General features: G+C 41.5%; 18 protein-coding genes and 1 pseudogene. 8 read left to right on the forward strand and 11 right to left on the reverse strand.

What is annotated here, in order from left to right:
• Nucleotides 1-49: 49 nt before the first annotated feature.
• From G7Y42_RS13220 to G7Y42_RS13230, 3 genes are read right to left on the reverse strand one after another with little or no spacing between them, the layout of a single operon-like run.
• Nucleotides 50-1924 (reverse strand): SpaH/EbpB family LPXTG-anchored major pilin, encoded by a 1875-nt coding sequence (locus G7Y42_RS13220; protein WP_165006933.1) that lies wholly within the window; start codon nt 1922-1924, stop codon nt 50-52.
• Nucleotides 1921-3336 (reverse strand): SpaH/EbpB family LPXTG-anchored major pilin, encoded by a 1416-nt coding sequence (locus G7Y42_RS13225; protein ID WP_165006936.1) that lies wholly within the window; start codon nt 3334-3336, stop codon nt 1921-1923. Before G7Y42_RS13225 ends, G7Y42_RS13220 begins: the two co-directional genes overlap by 4 nt.
• A 1-nt stretch (nt 3337) precedes the next feature.
• Nucleotides 3338-6763: a vWA domain-containing protein gene (locus G7Y42_RS13230; protein ID WP_165006940.1), complete on the reverse strand. Its 3426-nt coding sequence runs from the start codon at nt 6761-6763 to the stop codon at nt 3338-3340.
• 257 nt (nt 6764-7020) lie between these two features.
• Here G7Y42_RS13230 and G7Y42_RS13235 point away from each other — a divergent pair, with 257 nt between their 5' ends.
• Nucleotides 7021-8412, forward strand: a complete 1392-nt coding sequence (locus G7Y42_RS13235) for a helix-turn-helix domain-containing protein (protein ID WP_165006984.1) — start codon at nt 7021-7023, stop codon at nt 8410-8412.
• Between the two features lie 95 nt (nt 8413-8507).
• On the opposite strand, the gene G7Y42_RS13240 is transcribed toward G7Y42_RS13235, so the two are convergent.
• From G7Y42_RS13240 to G7Y42_RS13250, 3 genes are all read right to left on the reverse strand, one after another.
• On the reverse strand, nt 8508-9110 hold the full coding sequence (locus G7Y42_RS13240) for a TetR/AcrR family transcriptional regulator (RefSeq protein WP_165006943.1): 603 nt from the start codon (nt 9108-9110) through the stop codon (nt 8508-8510).
• Between the two features lie 63 nt (nt 9111-9173).
• Nucleotides 9174-9860 carry an ABC transporter ATP-binding protein gene (locus tag G7Y42_RS13245; protein WP_165006946.1) on the reverse strand — a complete coding sequence of 229 codons (687 nt, stop codon included), beginning with the start codon at nt 9858-9860 and terminating at the stop codon, nt 9174-9176.
• Between the two features lie 3 nt (nt 9861-9863).
• Entirely contained in the window at nt 9864-10937 is a 1074-nt protein-coding gene (locus G7Y42_RS13250; protein ID WP_165006949.1) for an ABC transporter permease, read from the reverse strand.
• A gap of 227 nt (nt 10938-11164) precedes the next feature.
• Here G7Y42_RS13250 and G7Y42_RS13255 point away from each other — a divergent pair, with 227 nt between their 5' ends.
• Entirely contained in the window at nt 11165-11839 is a 675-nt protein-coding gene (locus G7Y42_RS13255) for a response regulator transcription factor (RefSeq protein ID WP_165006952.1), read from the forward strand.
• Nucleotides 11840-11842: 3 nt separating this feature from the next.
• Nucleotides 11843-13186: a HAMP domain-containing sensor histidine kinase gene (locus tag G7Y42_RS13260; RefSeq protein WP_165006955.1), complete on the forward strand. Its 1344-nt coding sequence runs from the start codon at nt 11843-11845 to the stop codon at nt 13184-13186.
• A gap of 97 nt (nt 13187-13283) precedes the next feature.
• On the opposite strand, the gene G7Y42_RS13265 is transcribed toward G7Y42_RS13260, so the two are convergent.
• Nucleotides 13284-14189, reverse strand: a complete 906-nt coding sequence (locus tag G7Y42_RS13265) for a DUF2382 domain-containing protein (RefSeq protein WP_165006958.1) — start codon at nt 14187-14189, stop codon at nt 13284-13286.
• A 334-nt stretch (nt 14190-14523) separates the two neighbouring features.
• On the opposite strand from G7Y42_RS13265, the gene G7Y42_RS13270 reads away from it, so the two are divergent.
• The 5 genes from G7Y42_RS13270 (at nt 14524) to G7Y42_RS13290 (ending at nt 19269) form a co-directional block, all read left to right on the forward strand.
• A complete protein-coding gene (locus G7Y42_RS13270) occupies nt 14524-15564 on the forward strand; it encodes a tyrosine-type recombinase/integrase (protein WP_165006961.1) in 1041 nt (346 codons plus the stop codon).
• Between the two features lie 97 nt (nt 15565-15661).
• Nucleotides 15662-17188 carry an acyl-CoA synthetase gene (locus G7Y42_RS13275; protein WP_206215466.1) on the forward strand — a complete coding sequence of 509 codons (1527 nt, stop codon included), beginning with the start codon at nt 15662-15664 and terminating at the stop codon, nt 17186-17188.
• Nucleotides 17189-17397: 209 nt separating this feature from the next.
• Nucleotides 17398-18204, forward strand: coding sequence for a hydroxymethylpyrimidine/phosphomethylpyrimidine kinase (locus tag G7Y42_RS13280; RefSeq protein WP_165006967.1), 807 nt, complete (start codon nt 17398-17400; stop codon nt 18202-18204).
• Nucleotides 18201-18686, forward strand: a complete 486-nt coding sequence (locus G7Y42_RS13285) for an ECF transporter S component (RefSeq protein WP_165006969.1) — start codon at nt 18201-18203, stop codon at nt 18684-18686. Before G7Y42_RS13280 ends, G7Y42_RS13285 begins: the two co-directional genes overlap by 4 nt.
• A gap of 28 nt (nt 18687-18714) precedes the next feature.
• Nucleotides 18715-19269: a TIGR01440 family protein gene (locus G7Y42_RS13290; RefSeq protein ID WP_165006972.1), complete on the forward strand. Its 555-nt coding sequence runs from the start codon at nt 18715-18717 to the stop codon at nt 19267-19269.
• Nucleotides 19270-19405: 136 nt separating this feature from the next.
• On the opposite strand, the pseudogene G7Y42_RS13295 reads toward G7Y42_RS13290, so the two are convergent.
• From G7Y42_RS13295 to G7Y42_RS13310, 4 genes and pseudogenes are all read right to left on the reverse strand, one after another.
• Nucleotides 19406-20939, reverse strand: a pseudogene (locus G7Y42_RS13295) (alpha-glucosidase).
• 141 nt (nt 20940-21080) lie between these two features.
• Nucleotides 21081-23318, reverse strand: a complete 2238-nt coding sequence (locus G7Y42_RS13300; RefSeq protein ID WP_165006975.1) for an AAA family ATPase — start codon at nt 23316-23318, stop codon at nt 21081-21083.
• A 29-nt stretch (nt 23319-23347) separates the two neighbouring features.
• Nucleotides 23348-23827, reverse strand: a complete 480-nt coding sequence (locus G7Y42_RS13305; protein WP_165006978.1) for a DUF6530 family protein — start codon at nt 23825-23827, stop codon at nt 23348-23350.
• Between the two features lie 256 nt (nt 23828-24083).
• Entirely contained in the window at nt 24084-24932 is an 849-nt protein-coding gene (locus G7Y42_RS13310) for a DegV family protein (protein WP_165006981.1), read from the reverse strand.
• Nucleotides 24933-25140 lie beyond the last annotated feature (208 nt).

Raw genomic sequence — 25140 nt, forward strand, 5'->3', positions numbered from 1 at the left:
CTGGAATGTCTGTCGAATCGACGACACCCAGCTTCTGAGTTGATGAAGATCACATACTGCTTCTACGTTTTGTAAAGTAAAGGCCGGCAATCACAAGAAGCAGTACCCCTACTCCGAGATAAAGATAGATCCCTTTTCCCCCAGTTGAAGGGAGTGTGCCTTTATGTTTGTTTGGCACTTTTTCAGGTGCGATCAATTGTCCGGCATTTTGGTAGGACTGTTCATCTACTGTAAAGGCGATGCGATTTGCTAATGGCACATAATTTTCTGGTGCTTTTGTTTCTTCCAGATAATACGTACCGTATTCCAAGCCACTTACATCAATCAATCCATCACTTGTGGTCGTGAACACAGTACCATCTTCTTTTGCAGTGGACCAGCTAACGGCTTTTGTCGCAGGATCGATCGTTAGATACTTTCCTGAATCACTGTCTTGATCGCGAACGACAAATTCTGCTCCAGCAAGTGTTTGATCTGAGGAAACGTCCCCGTCTACTTTCACGAACCGTTTTCCTCCAGTCACTACTTCGATGATCGGTGGCGTCTGATCGTTGGTGTGACCATTGTCTACATTTGCTTCGTTTTTGAAACCTTTCGTAGGATCTGCTTGTTCATTCAAATGCATATAGTAAACGAACTTCAAGGTTCCCCCTGGTGTTAGAGAAGGGATATGGGCTGGATCGACAGAAACGGTGAAGCCGTTTGTCTGTTCAGTGACAGAGTAATTCGCAGGATCGATCGGCTTGTCCCCGTCATAAAGTGCATAGGCATAAGTTCCTGAAGAAAGATTGTCAAAAGTCAATGCAGCATCATGTGTATCGATCAGTTTGAATGTCGTGTACTTATTAGCTGATCCTTCTTTGTCTGCGATCCCCATTGGTATATTGACAGAGATCTCATATTGGATTTTTTCACCGATTGCTACATCTTTGCCATTCAACTGAGGCGTCGTTTTTTCGACCTTTGAAGTATCGTTTTTCACGTTTTTTTCAACAGGTGTCTGGTCATTTGCAGTGATCTCAAAAGGTGTTTTTGTCTGATCTTGGATCAATTCGGCATTTTCAGGTGCTTTTACTTCTTCTAAGATATAAGAGCCCGCTTCTAGACTTTCGATGATCAATTGTCCTTTAGCAGTATCTGCTTCAGTAAAATCGTTATTTCCGATATCGTAGGATTTGCCAGTGATAAAATGTTTGGCTTGGTCTTTTTCCGTTGTCCATGTGTAAAGTCCGTCTTTCACACCTTGGATATATTTGGTGACACTTGGCGTACCTTCTTCTTTTGAGACGATGAATTCTGCGCCGTTGAGTGCTTCGTTTTCGGCTGTTCCAATTTTATTGACTTTCAACGAGCCGTCATTTCCTACGATGTTTTTGGGATATAAATGGACAGTATCCAATTCTTCTGTACCGTATCGATAAGTCCCATCTGATTGTTTGATCATTTCATACACTGGAAAAGCGATGACCATATTCGCAGCGGCAGTCACGCCCTCTTTTTTCTCTTCTTTGATCGTATATACAGCATCTTTTCCTGCTTGTTTTTTCGGTAAAGAAAGCGTCAGATCACCAGAAGCATCTGTTCTTCCTGAAGCAATTGGCGTACCTGGAGTCAATGACTGGACGATTTGTTTGGCTGCATCGACTGATGCCCCTTTTGCCCGTTCAGCATAAAATTCTTTTGTGACATCATAAACGGAAAAAGTGACATCTGCTAGTCCTTGATAACGATCGAATTCACTCATTTCTTTCCCGCTGTTTTGGATCAGCGGATCAGGGAAATCAGTCATTTTCTTTTTATGGATGATCACTTGAGCAGCTGTATCATCCGCAAATACTGTTTGTATACTGAAACAGTTTGTCAATAATGGCAGAATAAGAAAAAATGTGCTTAGAATGACCTTGATTCTTTTATTGTTTTTCATTTGTTTACTCCTCTTTTTTTGATATAAATCCACCATACGCTACCCACAATGAATAAGCCTGCAAGGATCAATAGAAGACTGTTCGTGTCGTTTGTTTTCGGTAAAAACGAAGTATCTTCTTTTTTATTGATCACTTTTAACGCTTCTGCTGCTTCTCGTTTTTGAGAAAATGTCGCTGAAATCGTAAATGGTATTTCTTTTTGACTTAGGATATATCCAGCGGGTGCTTTGATTTCTTCTAATTGATAATGACCAGTTTTCAAGCCGCTGACGGAAAATTCCCCATTTTTTCCGGAAATCCATTCATGTGCATGCGTCTTGTTTTTCGTCCACTGATAGCCATCTGTTGATTGTTGCAAATAATCACCTGCATCGTTTTTGATCAGGAATATTGCACCGGGCAAATGTTTGTTTGGCTCCTTGCTATCGACTTTGACGAATTGCTTGTGCCCAGTGAGTACAGGGATTTTTTTCGTCTGCAGTTCGGAACCAAAATCAAAGATTCCCTCATTAATGATTTCTGTATTCGGCTTCGCCGCTTGATTCAGTCTCATTTGATAGGAGATCTTTAGCTCTTTCCCGGCAAATGGCTCTAATGAGGAGGGTGCGAAATGAACCGAAAATCCATGTGCCTTGTTATAGATCTCGATTCCTTCAGATAACGTTTGTCCATCTACTGAGATTTTTAGACTCTCAGGTAGAAAATCCAATGCTTCATCTGCTTGGTCGGACAGGTTGAAACGTTGATAATCCAAAATATTCACCGGGATCCTCGTGTGTAAAGAGTAATCGATGGTCTCGCCGATGCTGAAATCATTTCTCGGTTCGTCCAATTTTTTTTCAAACGAAGGCTCAGGGTAATCATTTTCTTCGTTCTTAGGATATAGATGGATCGAGGTTAGCTGCTGCTGATTCTGTCCATATACAGGCAGTGCGACTACCATGTTATCCGCTTTTTCTTTCACGATTTCTGGCGTCTTCGTTTCGATGAAAAGATAAGCTTTGTCACGAGCCATGTCATCTTTTTCAGTAAGCTGGAAAGAAACGATTCCGTCTTCTCCATTGACTGTTCCAGTCGTTTTTTCTGTTATGAGAGTTCCAGCCTTGCTTCCTGTTTGTGCGATTTCTTTTTGGACCTCTTCGACCGGCTTTCCTTTTTCGCGCAGCCGATAGAACGAATCAGTGACATCATAGACTTGGAATGTCACGCCATTCAATCCGCGATAGGTTTGGAGCATATCTTTTTCCTGTCCGTTATTGGCTTGGCTGTTCGGCAACTCACCGTTTGGGAAAAGCAGTTTGTGTAAAGTGATTTGAACGGTCTTTCCTTCTGGGGCTTCTGCTGCCTGCCCTGTAATCGGCTTGATGAATAACAGAAGGAAGACAAGGAGCAACCAGTTGAATTTTTTCATGTTATCTCCTCCCTCCTTCTTTTCTGGAAAAAAGATACCCAGCAGAAATCATCGTTCCGATACTGCCAGTCAAGTAAATCCAGAGGCGTCCTGTTCCGCCAGTCTCTGGCAAGGGCACTTTTGCCTGATTCGTGACATCTAATGAAATCTGATTGTGTTTGTCTTTTTCAGAAAGAACCGCTTCATGTGCTTCATCATTCACACGGATCGTTCCGTCTTCATTGATGACGATGGTCACGGGCTCTTTCAGACCTTGGTATCCTTCCGGCGTGAAAGTCTCAGTCAGTGTATACGTACCAGGTGTCAGATTTTCAAATACAAAGGTATCTGTCTTTTGATCATCTTTTGGCAGTTGCTGATCGATCCCTGGCCCTTGTAATCTGAATTTTGCCCCTTTTAATGCTTGTCCGTTCTCTTCTTTTTTATTTACTGTCAAATCAAATGGTTTTAATTGATTCTGGTGCGTAAGTGTCCATATCCCATTCGTTTTTTCGGTGTTTGTCCCTCCATAACTGATTTTCCCGTATTTATCGATCTGGAATTCATAGTTCCCTGCTCTTGTGTCATATCCTGTAGGGCCTGAAGTTTCAGAGATTCGATACGCTCCTGGCTGGAGACTTTCAAAGAGAGCAAGCCCTTTTTCATTGGTCGTCTGCTCTTCGATGGACTGGTAATCACCGTTTGCCTCTTTTTTCTGAAGGGAAAAAACAGCTCCTTTCAGGTTTACTTGTTTCGTTGATCCTTGGATAGTATATTTACGTATGCCTACTGGAACAGCTATAAATGGATTCTCGATGGTCAATTCGACCGTGTGATTCATGGTGTCTACTTTTTTTCCATCGATCGTGACCGTACCGTCTGAGGCAACGCTGATTGTCCAAGTCGTTTTATCACTCAGCTCGTGACCTTCTGGTGCTTTCATTTCTGTCAACGTATAGGTCTTTCCTTTTTGCAGCTTGATATTTTGCAAAAGCGAGTATGTGCCGTCTCCATTATCGGTCAGCTCTGTATCGATTGCTTCGCCTGTCAGCTTGAAAACAGCTCCGATCAGATTGGTTTCTCCTGTGGAAGAATTCTTCGTGATCGTTAAATCTAGCGGTGTGAATTGTTTGGTGTTTTTCCAAGTCATCGTATCGATTTTTTCTGCATCATATCCAGGAACAGTGAGTTCGTTGTTTGCTTCATAAATGAAATCTTGCCCTTGATTGTTATATTTCGGTAATGCTAAGCTTTCTTGATAATTTTCTGCGCTTTTAGAAAGATGATCAATATTCTTTCTTTCCCAGCTGTCTGTCGTATCGTTATCAGGTTTGTGAATCTGGATATACCCGTACTTCCAGCTTGATTGATCTGTCGTTTGTTGTCTCTGGATCTCATAGGTCACTTGTTCTGGCCGATCATTCGGGTCGTGATCGAATTCTTCCCATAATTTCTTGACAGCAAGCTGGACACCTGGTGCTTTCGCAGAAGGAATCCCAAAATCGGCTCGTTCATTTGTTGTTGCGTTGGGCTGGAAAGTCGTCCTTCCATTCATCTGATACCAGAAATCTGGTTTGAATCCTTCGCTTTCCGTCTGTATCCGAACTTGGTAGTGGATCTGGATTTCTTGGTCTTTTCCTAAATAGATCTCATTGCTTTTGACTGTCGTCTTGTCCATGGTGATTGATGGCATGACAGTGACAGGATTAGAACCAACGCTTTTGATTTCTAATGTCTGCGGCTGATAAATAAAAGGCGCAGCAATTGGATCTGAGACAGTCCCGCCTATGACTGTCCCTGTGATCTGCACAGCTTTCTTCGCTAAATACTCAGAGATATCCGGCGCATGATCGGCTGATTCATAGTAAAGCTCACCGTTCTCATCAGAAGAGACCATCTGACGCATCTTGTTCTCTACTTCTGCTTTTGATAATCCGGCTGCTTGGTCGCTTTGCAGCTGGATGCCTAATCCATGGATCTCGATCCCGCGCTGTTTCAAAGCCATTGCTTCTCCGATCGTCGCGGTGAAAGTACTATTGATCAGCTTAGACTGTCCGTTCTGATCCGGCGCATGGTAGCTTCTTGGGATACGTGAAGTGTTTCCCGGCTGGTCTTGTGTAGATGAAAACTGGGTTCCGTAGTAAGAGCCATCTGGTTGTGTGTGCACATTCTGCACTTTATAAGAATAAGTCGGTACGCCGTCTGTCAGTAAAACGACTACCTTTTTATGCCCATTTGGAGTAGATAACATGTTCCCTGCATCTCTCAATGCTTTTTGGGTAAACGTCCCGCCGCTTGTACTTGTCGGCGTGATATTTTTTATCTGATTCTTTACAGAATCGAAGGAACCCATAGGCACAGAGGCATTGCTGTAATTATTGCTGGAATAGCCAATATAGCCCATACTGATCTTATCTGTGATCCCGCTTTCTGCTAGAGTGTCAACAAAACGATTGACCCCTGTTCGAACTTCTCCGATCCGATTGTTTTCGTTCATACTTCCCGACCAGTCCACGACAAGGACAAGATCAAGCGGTGTGATTTCTTTTTGGACATTCCCTCTGATATTCAAAAAAACATCGAATAGGCCAGGTGTACTGGTTTCCTCCGCAAATTTACGAATGGCATAATCTGCTTGGTTCCCTGTCCCTCCATACTCGATATACGAATTTGTCTGATTCGCGGGATCACCATTCCACGTGGTGATGCCATCCCATTGATTCGTTCCATTCTTATTCCCTTGATGATTGATGACGTCGGTATTGTTTGCCGGCTTCCAGCTTGCCGTTGGATATGTCCCATGTTCATCTGTCGTATAGGCAGTAGGAATCAATTGATTGGTTCTTTTTTCAGTGCTGATTGCTGACATAAAAGGCAATGCAAACGGACTTTCTGTCACCGTATCTGCAGATGATGGTGTAGTCGTTTCTTCTGCTTCCTCTGCTTTCACGTCTGATATTTCTGGATTTTCTGTTTTTTCTGCGGATGCTTGTTCAGAAGATGAAGAATCTGTTTCTTCTTGTTTCTCAGCCGACTCGTCAACGATCGTAAATTCCTTTCCGGCGATAATTAATTTGTTTGTATGGTTTTGCGTACGTGCCGGATCGATCGCTAATGATAAACGGATTTTTTTGTTTACATTTGGCGAGAGTGCGATGTTGATCTGTCCATCTTTCACCTGATAAGTATATCCGTCTTTTTGCTGCAGCTCTGTATCAAGCAAGTCATTCTCAGCGATGTTGATGGTCCGCTGCTGCACCGTGTTGCTGGTATTAGCGGCTGACAGCTCGATGTCTAACTGTTTTCCAGAATGGTTGGTCGTTATTCTGGCGGAAGTGAGTTCAAAGGTATCTGCAGTGTCTGCTATGGCAGTTATCGGTAGAACATAAGATAATATGAGTAATAATATGATGCAGATGACCTCCAGCTTCCTTCTTTTGATTGTCATTTTTCCCCTCCTTATCCCATCATGCTTCATTTTTGACGTAAAAAAATCTGCTAATTAAAATAAATGAATCTGCTGGATTTTATTTATTTTAATCTGATAGTAATTATACGAAGGACATAGAGGAGAATCACACCAGTTTTCATACTAGCTAGTTTCATTTATGAAGTTGATTCCTCTGATTGATGGGCGTTTTATTAAAGTAAAGTGTTGAGGGAGAAAAGAGTATGATTAGGTTGTTGGAAGGAAACTATAGAAAAATGGAAAAAATCATTCGAATCCTGTCCATTTCTGATAGATGGATGACAAAAAAAGAACTTGCCAAACAGATTGGCAGTTCAGAATCGACATTCATCAGATATATGGAGGAAATCAAAATTCGCTGGGGAGCGGATATCACGTTGAAAACGTCGCAGAAACTAGGCTATCGTATTGAAAATTTGAGTGTGCCAGCCTATTTGAATATCATGATGGAGATGACACGTGGTTCCACCAATAGTCAATTGTTGAATGAGATCATCATCAATCCAGGGCAAACGATCGAATACTACTGTGAGAGTATTTCGATCAGCCGCTCTTCTTTTACTCGAAAATTGAAACAATGCAATAAAATCTTAGAATCCTATTTGCTGAAAGTGATTGTCGACCAAGGGTTCAAACTGATCAGTGCCAAAAGTGAACTGCAATTGAGGATATTCGTAACATTCTTCTTTTTGAATTTTTACGGTCGCCGGACCCTCCCCTTTCAAATGGAGAAACAGCAAATAAAAGAATTGATGAGGAAAAATCATTGTCAGCTGAATTTATTCCATGAAGGGAGCACCTATGAGCAATCGTTTTTCATTATGTATTTCGTTGTTCACCTCATGCGGGAAAACCAAGGAGCAACTTTAAAAAAAGGAACGATCAGCGAAGGCAGTCTGCTGAGGAATGTTGATAAGACTGATTATCTGTTCTTGAAAAAATATCTTAGGAGACTGAAATACAGCGGATATATCCGTGTAGTTGACTACTTCGTAAAATCAATGTTCTATGAGTTTTCTGCTGAAGAAAAAGCAGAAATGAGCAAACGAATCAGGCGAAACCTCAAATTCTGCTCATTTTTCCAGCCAGAGTGCAAAAAGAAGAATGAGGATTTCTTCGTCCGCTTATTGATGCAGGTTTACTTTTTTTCGCTGATTTTCCCTTTCGATACAACGAGTCTGACGATCCGAGCTACTTATTTAGCAGAACAAATGAGAGATAAGCATATCCGTTTATATGCTCATTTTCGTGCAGAAATTCAGTTTTTTTCTACCTTATTGAATGCGAACTTGACCCATCACTTTTCTAGTTATATTTTTTGGGTGATGATAGGAAACCCGGAAATCAACTATTCGATCTCTGACAAGAAGATCCTGATCGTCAGTGATCTCGGAACCCACCATAGTCAATACATCCAGGCATATATCAAGGACGTCTTATCCGTCCACAGAGTCCAGTCTGTAACAACTGCGATTACGGAAGAGCAGCTGCCAGACTTCAATCTGAAAGAATATGATTTGATCGTTACGAATCAGCTGATCCATGAACCAGATGTCCCGTATTTGCTGATCGATGACAGTGTTTCATTGACGAATGAAGATGAACTCCTTCAATTGTTGGATTTATAATTGCCTGGCTAGTTGAACGACAAACACAGAGTAAACTACATTTAGCTGCGTAATTTACTCTGTGCTTTTTTGTCAAAATAGTTCCTTCGATTTTTTCAAGCCTGCTTTATCCCGTGCAACAGCCATCGTGTCCGGTAACGAAAATCTCTGATTAATTCCTCTTTCGTCCAGTCGTTTGCCATAGAATCGGTCAATGCGGTCATCACTAGCGACATTATAAAATACAAAAAACTGATAGCTTCATCTACTGAATCGATCAAGAAAGTGTTGATCTCTAACAGTCGGAGCCACTGCGCGGTCATGGGCGAATCAGTCGGAAAACTTCGTCTTTTATAAGCTTGGCGATCGCTACTATGAGTCAATAATTTCAGAGCGCGCCAGTACGTGCTTTCACGATCAGACTCGCAGCACCAAGCTAAATATTTTTCGATCCCCAAAAAGAAATCTTGTTCATTTTGCTGGATAAAAGTAAGTATATCTTGATGCACCACTTGAGAAAAATGACGAACGGTGTACGTATAAGCATCCTCTAAATCTTGGAAGTATTTGTAAAATGCGCCGCGGGACATGTTCATCGCCTCCACGATTTCTGAAACCTTTACTTGGCTGACCGGACGATCATAGAATTTTTCCAGTAGCAGTTCGAGCAAGTGCTGTTTCTTTTCTTCAGGCAAATTCAGGAAAGTTTCTTTTGGCATTCTCGGCCCCCTCTCTTTTCTATGATTATACGTGGCTTTTATTACTTTGTCATGGCTGTGTGTTCACTGTCCGTTGAGTGTTTCTTCAATTAAGTAGCCATCAGACATCCGGTAAACACGATCGCTCCATTTGATCATACGTGCATCATGCGTGACCATAACAGTGGCTTTTTGTTTGTCATGTGCTTCCTTCACCAAAAGCTTGACGACTTCATATGCATGTTCGGTGTCTAAACTTGCTGTCGGTTCATCAGCGAGTATCAAACTTGGATTATTGTACAACGCACGAGCAATCGCAACACGTTGTCTTTCCCCACCAGACAAGTCACTTGGATATTGGTCCTTTAACTGTTTTATGTCTAGGGATTGAAGCAGCTGGTCGATTCGATTTTCTGCTTCTTTTTTCTTTGAAACTCGATCGACCAGTTCGAATTGTTCATGTACTTTTAAGAAAGGAATCAAGTTTGAACTCTGTAGAATAAATCCGATTTCTTTGAAGCGAAGATCTGCTCGCTGTTTTTCTGGTAGAGTTGAAAATGTTTGACCATTGATTTGGATTTCGCCTGAAGTTGGTGTCTGCAAGCCACCGGAAATAGTCAAAAATGTACTTTTTCCTGAGCCGGATGGTCCGATAATGCTGACGAATTCTCCTTCTTTTACGGTGAAATCAATTCCTTTCAATGCCGTGACTTCAGTGTGTCCAGTGCCGAATTTTTTTACGATCTTTTTCATCGTCAATATCTCTTTCATCTTTCATCCTCCTATGGCTGTAATTGGGTCTACTTTCGCTATCGTTCGAATGGAGAATACACCGCCAATCATGGCTATGATGATCAATCCTCCGCTATATATTACCCACTGTGGCCAATTAACAGCAAATGGCATAGCAGCCGGCAATATCCAGCTTGTCAAATAAGCCATACAAACTGCAAGGACAACACCAGCAAAACCTACGAGAAAGGATTGCCCGATGAGTGATTTTGCAAGAAAAGAATTACGGACACCTTGGGCTTTCATTACCCCGAAAATCGCTGTTTTCTGTAACGTAATGACATACATGAAAATGCCAACGACAGCCGCTGCAACTAAGAACAAGAAGTAAATCATCGCATTAAGTGTCATATTTTGAGCCGAATAGCCTGGTATGCTTTCAATGAAATCTGTTATTGTCAATTTTTGTAAAGTATCAGAAACATCATCCTTTGTGAAGCGGGCTGGCTTTTTCGTCACGATTGCATTGATTGGCTCATCTTTTTCAGAAGAAAATGGTTGATCGCCGAATTTCAAGTGTCTCCATGTATCTAGATTCGTATAGATTACTGGAGTTACTGTATAAAATGTTTCAGGAAAGATCCCGACGATCGACAATGGTTCGCTATAACTACCTATTTTGATCTTATCCCCGATGTTATATCCTGTGTCTGCCAGATTTTGTGAAATAATGAGTTCGTTTTTCTGATGAAACATACGTCCTTTTGTTAGCTCAGGTAATAAAAATGCCTTGTCTGGTGTACCGAAAACAGTGACATTTTCTTTGTTTTTACCTTTGACTGCTCCACTGTAGAGCCCAACAGGCACTTTTTCTTTGTTGCTGATTTGATCAAGGTTCTCCATTTTTAATTGTGACGCTGCAAATACTTGGTTTGCGTCTTCGGATAAAACGATATCTTGTGCTCCCCAGTCATCTATGGCTTTTTTGAATTCTTCTGAAAGACCATTGGCAAGTCCAGACAACATGAAGACCACATAAGCAATCAAGAACATGATTCCGATGATCAGACCATAACGTAATTTTGAATAGCGTATTTCCTTTATAGCTAGGAACATGTTATTCCCTCCTTCGATCTATTAGAGTGACAATTTGTCACTCGAAAAACAGTTTACCCCTTTAGTGACGTTTTGTCACTATATATCTCTTGGATGATCTGCATTTACCAGTTCTATTGACTTTCTTATTCAAATCCTTCTCACCCATCCAATCATTCTTTGAAGATTTAAGTCTTTTTTATGGTAATCATGGTACACTTGAACAGAAAAATAAAAGAGGTGGGAACATGATCAAATTATTGATAATAGAAGATGACGAGGTCTTATCGAACAATATCAAAGAAATCCTGCATGAATTGGGTGAAATCACGCAGGTATTTGATGGCGGCGAAGGCCTTTTTGAATTAGAAAGCGGGATTTATGATCTAGCTGTTTTAGATTTGATGTTGCCAGAGATGAATGGTTATGAAGTCTTGGCCCAAGCAAGAAAGGCAAAAATCCAAACACCGGTGCTGATCCTTACTGCTAAAGATGGATTGGAAGATAAAATCGAAGGTTTTGAACGTGGCGCAGATGATTATTTGACGAAGCCGTTTTATCGTGAAGAACTAATCATGCGAGTAAAAGCGTTGCTGAAACGTTCGTTGGGGATTTTTGGTGAAGATACTTTGGAATACAACGGACTGATCTGCGATTTGAAAAAAAATGAAGCATCTTATAGAGGAACATCATTACCGATCCAAGGAAAAGAATTCGAATTACTGGTGTATTTTTTGCAGAACAAAGGGATTATTTTGACGAAAGAACAAATTTTTGACCGGATATGGGGATTTGATTCAGACACGACTCTCACAGTGGTTGAAGTATATATGAGCAATTTGCGCAAACATCTGAGAGAAACTGGTCTGGACAAGGAAATAAATACCCTTCGTAATGTGGGTTATATGATGCAGGGAGAGTGACGAATGACGAACGAAATATCACGGAAACAACGGGGGCGTTTTTTTGCGGCAAATGTGACGGCGTTTGCCTTGATTTTTTTCCTTCTCGGCTTTATTACACTTCAGCTACTCAATCAGTCAGCTTATCGTGAAACTGATCTTTCTTTAAAAAAAATCGAGGCTGACTCTCGAATCGTCCAATTAGAGATTGCTCGCTATACACAAGGTGACCCGTTTTTGAATCCGCAGCAAAATCTTTCTCAGCGTGGACAGAGGCTTGAAAACGAAGGCGAATTATTGAATAGTCCAGAAACTGATCATTTCAATACGCAAGTTGTCTTGTGGTCTTCTACTGGTGAGATATTGAATAAAGCAGCGATTGGCGGCCGTTTCAACCAGATCCAGGAATTGAAGCTGAACAAAAAGAATCTGGATACGATCCAAAATATCGAACTGAGCGAAGATAATGGCGCCTCCTCTCTTTCCTTTCGCTCTATTACGAGAAAAGCCACTGCCAATCAAACAGGTATCGCTTATATCCAAGTATTGGCAAACACGAATCAAATCAGGAACTCTTTAGCAACTTTTCGGACCATCATGATCCTTTGCATGGTCGTTTTCTGGCTGATTTCGATAGGGATCAGTTATTACTTATCCAGTTTAAGCATGCGTCCGATCATCGCTTCGTGGAGAAGGCAAAAAGAATTTGTTGAAAATGCTTCTCACGAATTGCGTACACCATTGACGATCATTCAAAACAGCTTGGAACATTTGTTTACCAAACCGAATCATACAGTGATCGAGGAATCGGAAAGTATTGCTCAGGCATTGGCAGAAACGAGGCGGCTGACTGGGCTGACTGCAGATTTACTGACGATTGCGCGCAACGATTCTGATCAGCAGAATCTGTCAAAAAATTTAGTAGAGACACAACCTTTTCTTTCAGAATTGATCAGACCCTTTCAGGAAATAGCGAAAATCGATAAAAAAGAATTTATCGTTCATAATGAAAGCAACCTGAACGTCATGATCGATGAGAAGCGGATCCACCAAATTTTAGTCATTCTATTAGACAACGCATTAAAATATACAAATCCTCAAGACAAGATTATCCTTGAATCTTATGCCAGTCATAAGTCATGGATCATTCATGTCAAGAACACTGGTCCATCGATTCGTGCAGAAGATAAATCAAAGATCTTCAATAGATTCTATCGTGAAGACCAATCCCGCTCAAAAGAAACGGGTGGATACGGCTTAGGGTTAGCGATCGCTAAACAAATTGTCGAACAGCACAAAGGACAAATCACTGTGTCAGATTATCTTCCGCAAGGGGTCGATTTCAGAGTACAATTGCCGTTGAACTAAATAGCGATCCGAAGACACAACAAAAACAACGCATCAAAAGTGATTTTGATGCGTTGTTTAATCATGCTTTATAAAAGAGCGTTGCTTGACCCAACTATCAGATTTTACGATCGTTTGGATTGTTTTTATCTTCTACGTGAACATCGCCACTTGTGTCGATGTCCAGTTCCTCACGACTCACATCTTCTGTGACTTGTTTCGTATCTTCATGTTCTTCTTTTCGGATATCTACTTCTTCACGTACTACTGTGTGTTTGTTCACATCGATTTGTTCTTCTTTGATAGGGATAGTGATTGTTTCATCTTCTAATGATTCAGTCGTCTCTCCTCCATTGGCAGAAGGATTCACTGGTTTTCGTTCGATCACGATTTCTTCACGCTTCACGGGTACTTCAACAGTCTCTGTATCGTTTACCACATGCTTATGGATGTCCACCTCACCCGTCGTCACGTCATGCGTGTTGACATCTAACTGTTCTTCTTTCAATTGGATGGTTTCATCATTTGTTCCAGCTTGTGTATTGCTTGTTGGTTCAGGGGTTGTATCCATCGGCTCCATCGTCCCTGTCGCTTCTTCTGGATTTTGCGTATTCAAAATACCAGTTGTACGCGTATCAGCGGTTTCTGTTTGACGATAATCTTTGACTGTGATTACGATATTACCCGCTGCAATGTCATCGCGATATTGATACAATGGATCATTGTCAGCAGAATAGGCTTCGTCTTTATTCGACATATCATAATCATAAGTATCGAATGAGAAGGCATCTTTGATTCTGTCCCATAAAGAGCGTTCTTCCTTTGGTTCGCCAGTTGGATTCGCTTCAGTTTCGACATCGATCCCCGATAAGCCTCTGAATCCAAGATTGTTTGCTGTGTCTTCAGTTGCGTAAATGACGATATCATCTCGATTGTATCCTTCGTCCCGCAACTGTTCTATTACTGTTAAAGCTTCTTCCCTCGTGCTGTAACTACCAATAACCGTTAGATTTCTTTCATTCATGTGATCTCCTCCTGTCAAGTAATTGTTGCATTTAGTAATTTCGCTTACAATTTTATTCTATCGGATAATTTTTATTCGGACAAATATATGGCTTGGAGATTCTGTCAAGATAGCAATGAAACGACGAGGAAAGGCTGTCCCATGTCGTTTCATCCGTGGGAGAGAGATTTGAAATCCGTCAAAAAAACTTTATAGGTTCGAGAAATTTTCAGGAAACTTTTAAAAAACTTTTTAAGATGCTTGATTCTCCCTTTTTTCGTTCTGTTCGCCTACCACATCAAGGAAGAATGCGGTAAAATAAAGAAAATAATAGCATAAAATGGAGGCTCTGAAAATGGATAGTAAAACACGGAAACAGATACAAGAAAAATTGAAACAACGTGTACAGCAACTTCCTCCAGTTTTTAAAAAGTTTTTAGAAGAAAACCATCCGAACCTTTCTTTGGGTAGTCGATATGAATATGCAAAAGATTTTCATTTGTTCACGGATTATTTGCGGACGGTTTTTAGTGAGGAAGTGGACGATACGCTGATTTTCCGCTTAGAAAAACAGGATTATTTGAATTTCCTAGATAAGATCTATCGACATACACGTTCGTTTCAAACAGCAGCCGATCAGGAAACGCAGCAGCTGTTTGAGAACAATTATTACGGGATCTCCAGAAAACAATATTCCTTGAACCATTTTTTGCGTTTTTTGTATCAGAAAGGCTTTATCAAGGAAGAGATCTCACTTTTAGGAAACAGCCTTCCGGAAACAACGAAGCCAGCGCCACGTTATATGGATGCGGCACTATTCAAGCATTTCGATCAATTGTTCATCCCGGAAGAAGGTTTTGCTACGAGCAGAGAAGCAAGTTTCGAAGCAAAAAACCGTCCTAGGAATATGGCGATTGTCGCTATCTTGCTGTACTGCGGATTGAAGATCCATGAAGTCGTTGAATTGAAGAGGAAGGATGTCGATCTTACCGAACAGCTTCTCCAGCTTCACCGAAAAGAGAATCGTCTCAGTAAGGTCCCTATTCCAAAAGAAGCGCTCCCTATCTTATCCAATTATCTGCAACATACGGCTAAAGTAGCAACAGATGATTCTTTTGTTTTCCAGTCTTCCCATGATCAGCAGATTTCACCACGTACGATTCGACAAATCTTAAGTAAAATCACTGTTTATAAACAGGTTTCTCCCGAATTGTGCCGGAAAACTTACCGTTATTACGTCAATCTGTATCTTGATGATGCAGATGCGGTCAATTATTTATGTGGAAACCGTTATCTCAATCATCATTCTTTTCAAGAGATTCGGGAACGGATGTCGGACTTTTCTTACATCGACTTGTCAGAATTCGTGCAAGTGACTGAGATCCCGACAACATAGAGAAAAATATCACAATGTGTTCTGTTATTACACGGCTGATTGTGCTACGATTGTTCATGTGTATGTATGTTCATGAACAAAACGAAAAGGAGTGTGTATAATGGACACATTGATGTATTCACCGTTAAACTTGTTCACAAATTTCCGAGAAGCTGCTGCAGCTTATTCTGACGTTCCGATCATTTTCGACCAGACGCTCCCCTCTTTACCAGGGCTTGGATTGGAGACAACCTATAAGAAGTGCTACGATCTTCTGCTGATTCGGGCTTATCAACTGGCAAATCTTGGTGTAAGTGCGCAAGATAAGGTGATTATTTATAAAAGCTCTTCCTTTGACACATACTTGCTTGCTATTGCCTGCTCCTATCTTGGCGCAATTCCTGTGATGACTTCTTATCATTTGCCGACTGAGACGATCGAAGTTTTTGTTGACCGTTTGGGCGATCCTTTTATATTGTTTGATGAAGAAACCAGAAAACGTGTCAACCAGATGAAAAATGGTTCGTTGAAAAAACAGATCGAAGTTTCCTCCCTACTCGCACAACCCGCTTCTCCTGTATCTCAAGTAGAGTTGGATAACGATGCGATTTCTTATATGACGCATACATCAGGTACGACGGGGATTCCTAAGCTGATCTGTCATTCAGCAAATTCTATGGGTTGGCGTACGAAATGGCAGAAAACAGTTTTTTCAAAAATGGAAAAAAAGGAGCTAGTCGCTTTTCACATCTCTCCTGTCCATTCACGATACAATATCGGCATCTCTTCTTTGATGACGATGGGATTTCCTATGATGCCTTTAGCAGAAGCAAGAAGCGAACATGTGCTGGCTATGCTACGTAAATATCCTCCGATCGCTCTAGAGACCCACCCAAACAATTTTGTCCAGTGGAGCTTTGCAGCAAAAGAAGAGCCCGAAGCTTTTGCTGGCATCCGTTATTATCATTCGACGTTCGATGCAATCAATAACCAGACAATGGAGACGTTTTTAGCTACATCTTCTTCACGGGATACTATCTTTTTGCAAGTGTATGGTCAAAGCGAGTGCGGGCCTATGATCCTCAAAGCTCATACATTGACTAGTTTGAAAACAAGTAATGCTAGAGACATGGGTATTGGCCTTGGTGACTTGACGAAAGCTCGTATTACAGATGACAAAGGAAATGTGCTTCCTGTGAATACAGATGGTCATATCCAATTGTTATCCAAAGGACGAGCATTGACGTATTTTCAAGAAGATGCCCGTTTCCAGGAAAATGTCTATGGCGACTGGTGGGACAGCGGTGATTACGGAAGTATCGATGAAACAGGCCATTTGTTCTTAAAAGATCGACAGGTCGACTTGATCGAGACGATCGATAGTACATTAGCGATAGAAGATTACTTGCTTGATTCGCTCGATTTTCTTTCTGAAGTCGTGATCGTACGCGATAAGCAGAATTCTCCCCAACCAATCATTGCGTTAGCGCCAAATAAAGAAATGGACTGGGATCAATGGTGGAAACAAGTGCACGAGCTTCCTCGTCTGAATACCCCCATCATAAGAAATTATGAAGATATCCCCCGTACAGCAACGATGAAGGTCCAGCGTTTACAAATCGAGAAAGAACTGAAAAGCAGCTGATACACTTCGCTGATCAGAAAAATCATGGAGAAAGTCTTTTATTCAAAGGACTTTTTCTTTTTTTAGACGTTTATCAGGAGATGCATGTTTTGCGCTTGGTCAAGCGCTTTTTTTAATTGGCTGAGTTGAAAATATGCCAATTGGCTGTTTTTATTTTTTTGAACCTTTTGTATACTTTCATTTACGGAGAAATGATGGAGGTATAACAGATGAAAAGAGTATTAACGATTGGTGGCTCCGATCCTTTGGCAGGAGGAGGAATCCAGTCTGATTTAAAAACCTTCGAAAATTTCAAGATTTTTGGCTTGAGTGCGTTGACTTGCATCGGTGCTTTCGATAGTAAAGGTGAATTCGTTTTGGATGCTGTCTCTCCAGAATTGCTTGAAAGACAATTGGCCACGATTGACCGCATGACCTCTCTTGACGGAATCAAGATCGGGTTACTGCATACAGAAGAAGCCATCTTGATCGTGCGTGATTTCTTGAAGAACAAACCGAAGATCCCAGTCGTTCTCGATCCGGTATTCGCCTTTAAGGAAACAGGAGCTGTCGCGAATCAGACATACATGGACCATCTGGTTTTTGAGTTGTTCCCTTTAGCTGAGGTAGTCACACCGAATTTGAGAGAAGCTTCCCTTCTTACAGGAACTTCCTCTCTTTCCACATTAGCTGATATGCTGGACACTGCACATAAAATCAAAGATTCTGGTGCAAAAAATGTCGTGATCAAAGGCGGCACAGGAATACAAGGAACATCAGCTATCGATCTATTGCTTACGGATCAAAGCTATGAGACCTTTCAGCGTGAAAAGCTGGATACGATGACAGTCAATGGTGCTGGCTGTACGTTTTCTTCAGCGATCACAGCTCAGCTTGTTTTAGGAAACGATTTGTTTGACGCAGTATCAAACAGCAAAAGTTATGTTTATCATTGTATTTTTAATGGTGTATCGATGAAAGATCAGACTGGCAGTGTCTGGTCTGGTGGCTACTGGAAAGGAGAAGAGACAAAATGAAAACGAAACAACTGACAATCTATGGGATGCTAGTGGCGCTAACCGTGGCTCTTTCGCTTACGATCCTGATTCCTGTTCCAGCGACAAATGGGTTCATCACACTTTGTGAGGCGGGGATCTATACAGCAGCAGTCTTATTCGGACCAATCGGCGGGCTGGCTGTAGGAGCATCTAGCGGATTATTGATCGATCTGCTGTCCGGTTATCCGCAATGGGCGATTTTTTCTCTGCTTATCCATGGCCTTCAAGGATACATTGCAGGTTCATGCAGCATATCTACTCCCAAAAGACAGTTTATCGGGCTATTCTTAGGAAGCACGGTCATGGTCATAGGCTATCTATTAGCAGGCTGGCTTCTCTACGACTGGCCTGCTGGAGTTGCTTCGGTTCCAGGGAATATCATCCAAAATATTGTCGGGATCGGTCTTGCCTATCCTATAACAGCAAGTATGAGACGTATCCAAATCAAACACCAGCAGTAACAATCAGTCGATCGAAAGGATGGAAAAAATGGAAATAACAGAAGAAATGCTAAGAGAACAAGTAACAGAAATGATGCAGGATATCCTGCATGAAGCCAATCTGAAAGCAGGTGACTTATTTGTCTTAGGTTGCAGTACCAGTGAGATCGCAGGAGGTCATATTGGCAAAAACTCTAGTGCCAAGATCGGTCAATGGATGATCCGAGTATTAAAAGACATATTGGACCCGCAACATATCCATTTAGCTGTCCAAGGCTGCGAACATCTGAATCGAGCATTGGTAGTTGAGCGAACAGTTGCTGAACACAGGGATTTTGAGATCGTTTCTGTAAGACCTGCACTACATGCTGGAGGGGCTTGTTCGGTTGCTGCTTTTGATCAATTCGAAGATCCCGTCGAAGTGGAACATGTCGTTGCACAAGCAGGTATCGATATCGGCGATACAGCGATCGGGATGCATGTCAAACATGTCCAGGTACCTGTAAGACCTCGTTCGAATACACTGGGAGGTGCACACGTCACTGCTTTGCGTTCGCGCCCTAAATATATCGGCGGTCCGCGTGCAGAATATGAAGTGATGTAGAAAGAAAAAATAAATCAAATGATCCGAATGATATAGATGAGGTACGCTGTATGTGCAGAGATGTAAGCGAGTAAGCACAGCAGACAAAGTCGACCTCTCTATATGTTCGGCTTTTTTTGAATGAGCATCTTAATAACTAAACTTGCCTTGCATTCTGGTATAAACGGGCTTCATAAGGTGCTAGTGCCCCCTCTTTTTCAAAGGAAGTGTTGTGCTGGTTCGCAAGCATCAGCTGCCATGGCTGATTGGCTTCTTCTGGCAAAGAATATTCGGCAGGATACTTGGTTAAGTTTACCATAATAAGATACTGTTCACTTCCTAAAGAACGGGTATAGCTATAAATTTGCGGATGGTTGTTGGACATTGATCGTTTCTTTATTGGGATTCACGATCATCCAAGGTTCATGTTCCGAAAATCCAGCATATTTGTCACTCGTCCATTGCATCGGTGTTCGACTGTTATCTCGTGTGCTCTCAGAGACGATGCGTAGTGCTTCTTTTGGCGTTTTTCCTTTTTCAAGTAATTCTTGATAACGTTTTTTTGTATCCACTGCGTTGATCTGGTCGATCGATTCAAAAGGCATATTCGTCATCCCAATCTCCTGCCCTTGATAGATAAAAGGCGTTCCCTGCAGGAAAAAGTACATCAACGCGATCGCTTTAGCTGATTGTGCCCATAATTCAGGGCTTGTATCACCAAAGGTCGAAACCACTCTGGGATTATCATGATTTTCCATATACAAAGCATTCCAACCAATCCCGTCTAGAGAAACCTGCCAATTGCTCAGGGCTCTTTTTAGTTTGGGTATCCCTTCTTTCTCCTGCTTCCAGGTAGAAATATGATCAAACTCGAAGATCATCTCAAAGTAACCATCTTTTCCTACCCATTCCGATCCTTCTTCAGCTGTGACACCACTTGCTTCACCGACTGTCAAAATATCGTATTCATCAAAAACTTCTTTCAGGTCGTTTAGATGATTCTCGATTCCAGAGACATTTTGAAAAGGCGAAAATGGATTTTCTGTGGCATTGACTGAATATTCATCCTTTTTCACATGAGAGATCGCATCTAGTCGAAAGCCGTCGATTCCTTTATCCAGCCACCAGCGGATCATCGCGAACAATTCTTCTTTTAATTTTTCGCTTTCCCAATTCAGATCAGGCTGTTCTTTGGCAAAGATATGCAGGTAGTATTGTCCAGTCTCTGCACTGTATTCCCAAGCAGAACCGCCAAAAATGGACTGCCATTCATTAGGTGCTTGTTCGGGCGTCCCATCGATCCAGATATAATAATCACGATACGGATTATCTTTGGATTTCTTTGATTCGATAAACCAGTTGTGTTGATCAGAGCTATGGTTGATGACTAGATCCATGATGATCTTGATGCCTAATCGGTGGGCCTCTTCCAATAACTGGTCGAATTCTTCCATCGTCCCGAACATTTCTGAAATCGCTTGGTAATCACTGATATCGTAACCGTTATCAATGAAAGGCGAACGATAGATCGGATTGATCCAGATAAATCCGATACCTAATTCTTTCAGGTATCCTAGCTTTTCCCGGATCCCATTGATATCGCCAATCCCATCTTGATTACTGTCTTTAAAACTGGCAGGATAGATTTGATAACCGACTGCTTCTTTCCACCACTTTTTTTCTTGCTCCATTCGAATACCTCCGTGCCTATCTGTTTATCTATAGTATAACTTATTTTTTGTGCTTGCTAATTTTGTTACCGATAACTGTTTATAAAAAACTCAACGAGTCTTAAAACGATTCGCTGAGTTTTAAATTGATTTTTACTTATATTACAAATAACGAGAAATCAGCTGGATCATTTGCTTTGGAAATTCATTCAGATCCGTGATATCGATAAAGCGGCTCTCACCGTAGATATCTTTGATTTCCTGCTTGTCCTGTCCGATTGCTGCAGAAATAAAGAGAATCCCTTGCCGTTCGTATTCTTTCATCACGTCTTGGATATCTTCTTTTGCTTTTTTGCCAGTATAATCTGGCAAAGCTTTTGGCTGCCCATCACTGATATTCAGCAATAATTTCGTCGAGGCATTCTGCTGATTCAGTTTATCGGCAACGATCCGCAATGCAGCACCGTCTCGATTGTTTTGTCGTGGTTTCATCGTCACTAATTTATCATCGATCCAGTGGAAAGTATCGTCAAATTCTTTGTAAGAAAATAAGGACGTCTTTTCTCTTTCTGAACGGTCTGCTGTATCACCGTAGATCATTAACGGGATATCGACACGTTGGGCGAATTCAGAGATCGCAAGGGCGGCTTTTTTTGCCGCTTCGATCCGTCCATCACGAATCATTGAGCCTGATTCATCGATCCGAAGTGCTACAGCTAAAGACGGCTGTTCATGAGGCGGATTTTTTTTATCGAAATTTCGCAAGTCGCCATATGCGATCCGACTTGCGTTGAATCGCTGTCCTTCGTATTTTCCTTTTTGATATTCTGACGTTTCTTCATGTTCTAATAGATCCATGATCTGACGGCTTAAAGAATCAACGATCGGCAAAACTTGTTGTCGTAATTCCTGGGCTTCTTTGCTATTCGCCTTGAATTTCGGGCGATGAACGATTAATCCTTCTTTTTCATGGATCGTGTGTTTCATCGTTTGACGGGCTTGTTTATTTAATTCGCGTTTGATTTTTTTATCGTAGGCTTCCATGTCTGAGGCAGACATTTCTTCTGATTCGTCTTTTGCTTGCTGATCTTTTTGTGAATGGCCTTCTACTTCGCTGCTTCTTTCCTGCTGTATAGGAGCAGTTTCTTCCGCTTGTGTTTCTTTAGTTGCTTGTTCATGTGTTTTTTCTTCAGTTGCTTCTATCTCTGGGGACAGATGGTTTTCTTCTAAACGGAATGTCTCATCAGCGAGAGTATCGATATTTCTTTCTTCAGCTTCTTCTGCGCTTAATTTCCTGCCCTGTGCCTTTTGTACGGGTTCGCCTGGTGTCCCCCATTTCTGGTCGCGAAGGATCGCTTGCAATTCTTGTAAAAGACCGCTTTCTGCTAAAGCCTCTTCGAGTAACTGCAATTCATCAGGATCGGTCGTTAATTTATAAAGGACTTTCGGATAGATCGATTTCAGCAAGTCCTGGTTTTGTTTGAACGTATTGACCCAGTAAAAATAGGAGCGCATGCCAGCGACGCCTTTGATTGCGTTCGCTTTAGCTGTTACATCTAATAAACGGATGATTTCTGCCATTTTCGATAGGAGTTCTGACTGTTGGACCCCTGTTTTCCCGACAGCGCGTTCTACCATCACCTGAAGGTCCGGCAGATCCATTTTTTCGGCATGCTGCATGCGATCTCGCAACGATTCATTCAGTGGACGATTCCCCTGATAATTCCGATTAGTTGTGATCACGATTACGCAGTCAGGATGTCGGCGGACGATCCCAGTAGGCAGATTCAGCATCCCATTTGGTTCTAAAGCAGAATTGAGCGCCACTAATACAGAAGCATCGCGTATCACTGTCGGTTCCTGGATTTCTAACAAGTAGCCTCTTTCGATCGCACGAACAATTTCTGAAGGATAATAATTGTACTGGATCGTTTCGGAATCCCTTTCTTCGATTCGCTGAACCAAGTCAGCTAACTTTTCTCTCGCTTTTTCTTTATTGACACTGTAATGCGTTTGGATGAGTTGCAATACAGCATCTAATGTGTCTGTCTGATAGATTGCTTCTAGAAGTTCCTGATCTTGCTCCGCGTTTGCATCGACTACAGGAAGCAGGGCACCGAATACATCTGATTTATCCATGTCAGCAAAACAAGTGACCTTCGTATAAGGCAATTGCAAATCTGCGGATAATGCTTTTGCCAATTGTGTTTTTCCTGATCCAGCATCTCCTTCCAGCAGCACATTGCTGATCTTCATCTCCGGGTCAAGCCAGTTCGTTTTGATTTCTGAAGCAATACGTAGTTCTTCAGCACTTGTTCGATGGCTGTCCGGTTTCTTCCAGATCATCTGCTTCTCAAGTCTGGAGAAAGGCCGATTTTCTGTGAGTGAGAAATTTTCCATAATATCCTTCTCCTTTGGTCCGTGTTGGCTTAATATCCTAATTCATCCAATAGGCGTTTCAGGATACGAAAACGTTCGCCGATTAATTCTCCGTCTTTTTGCAACGTATCGTAATAAAGAATGATATCTTCGTCTATTTTCGGATTTTTTGTGTCCACTTCGACCGTCATTCGGTTTCCTTGTAAGCCAATAATATCGACCACTGGATTTTCAGGATCATAAAATTTTTCATAACGATAAGCATCCTGGAAATACAAGCTTCCTTGTGCGGCAAGGATAGCTAGATCAAGAATGCGTGTGATTGGCAGTTCTTCTGATTGACGAGACCATTTTTCTCCGGTGTGACGCCATACTTTACCAGATATATCGACTTTTCCGCGATCATTCCATTGTGCAAGACCTAGCGAGAGTCCTTTAGCATCTGTATGCAAGGCGTTGCGTCCATCTACTTTATCATAATCTTCTACTACGATGACTGGTTTATGTTTTAAGTTTGTTGGGATTTCCATTATCATATCTCCTTTAAATCGATGTTTATTTAGTAAATTACTAAACGAGTAGATTACTGATTTACTAAAATATATGTGCTATTATAAAAGATTTATTTCTCGAATGCAAAAAAAAGAATCATAATTAAGAACTAGCTGTCATCTTCCTACGAATAGACAAAAAAACGCCTTAAAGATTTCTTAAAATCTCCATTTGGATGGGTTTTAAGAAATATTCAAGGCATTTTAGAGAATGATGTTTGATGGAATAAAAAAATTATTGCGCTGAAATAGCGATACCGATCGCTTTTTCCCCTAAATGACTACCGATCACTGGACCAAAATGGCCGATTTCGATCTCTGCATGAGGATACTTTTCTTGGAGTTTTGCTTTTTCTTCTATAGCTACTTCTAAATTATTGGCATGGATCACATAAAGCTTCACCGGTGACTGGATCTCGTCGTTACGCTGACCGATGATTTGTTCTGCACGTGCAAAAGCTTTTTTACTTGAACGGATCTTTTCGAACAAAATGATCTTTCCTTCTGAGAAAGTCAAGATCGGCTTGATTTTCAACAGTCCACCGATCAAAGCGGCACCGTTTGTCAGTCGGCCGCCACGGACTAAGTTGTTCAAATCGTCTACGATCAGATAGGCGTAAGTATTGTCACGAATACGATCGACATGCGTAATGATTTCTTCGATCGATTGACCTTTGTCATTCAAGTCCAATGCTGCTTCTACCATATGGCCCATAGGCATGCTAGTGATTTTTGAGTCATAAGGGATGATATTCACGCCTTCGACATCATCTTTCATTGCGAAAAGTGTGTTGACGAATCCTGAAATACCAGAAGAAAGATGGATGCTCAATATCGTATCATACCCTTTTCCTTTCAGTTCTTCATATAGTGCCAAAACCTCTCCTACGACTGGTTGAGAAGTAGTTGGAAAGTCTTTACTGTTTTTTAAAAGGCCATAATACTCATCTGCTTCGATGTCGATGCCTTCATTGTAGATTTGTCCATCTAAAATCACTGGGATCGGGATGACAGATAGATCGGGGTGATTTTTGATACGTTCCGGCAAGAAAGCCGTACTATCGGTAACTACTGCAAGTTTCATTTATTTAATTTCCTCGTTTCAAATAATTTTACCAGGCTCTATTACTATATCATAAGTAAGATTAGATTTGAACCTCTCATAAATCATAACCACCCTTCAAAAGGGTGGTTTGCACCAGGGCTATAAGCCCTTAACACCGGCCAGCGCCTAAAGACGCTGGCTCTCTCATTTCATGTTCAAGCCATATTGCCTTTGCCACTTTTGCCCA

The sequence above is a fragment of the Enterococcus sp. ZJ1622 genome, from assembly GCF_011038845.1.
Taxonomy (GTDB): Bacteria; Bacillota; Bacilli; order Lactobacillales; family Enterococcaceae; genus Enterococcus_B.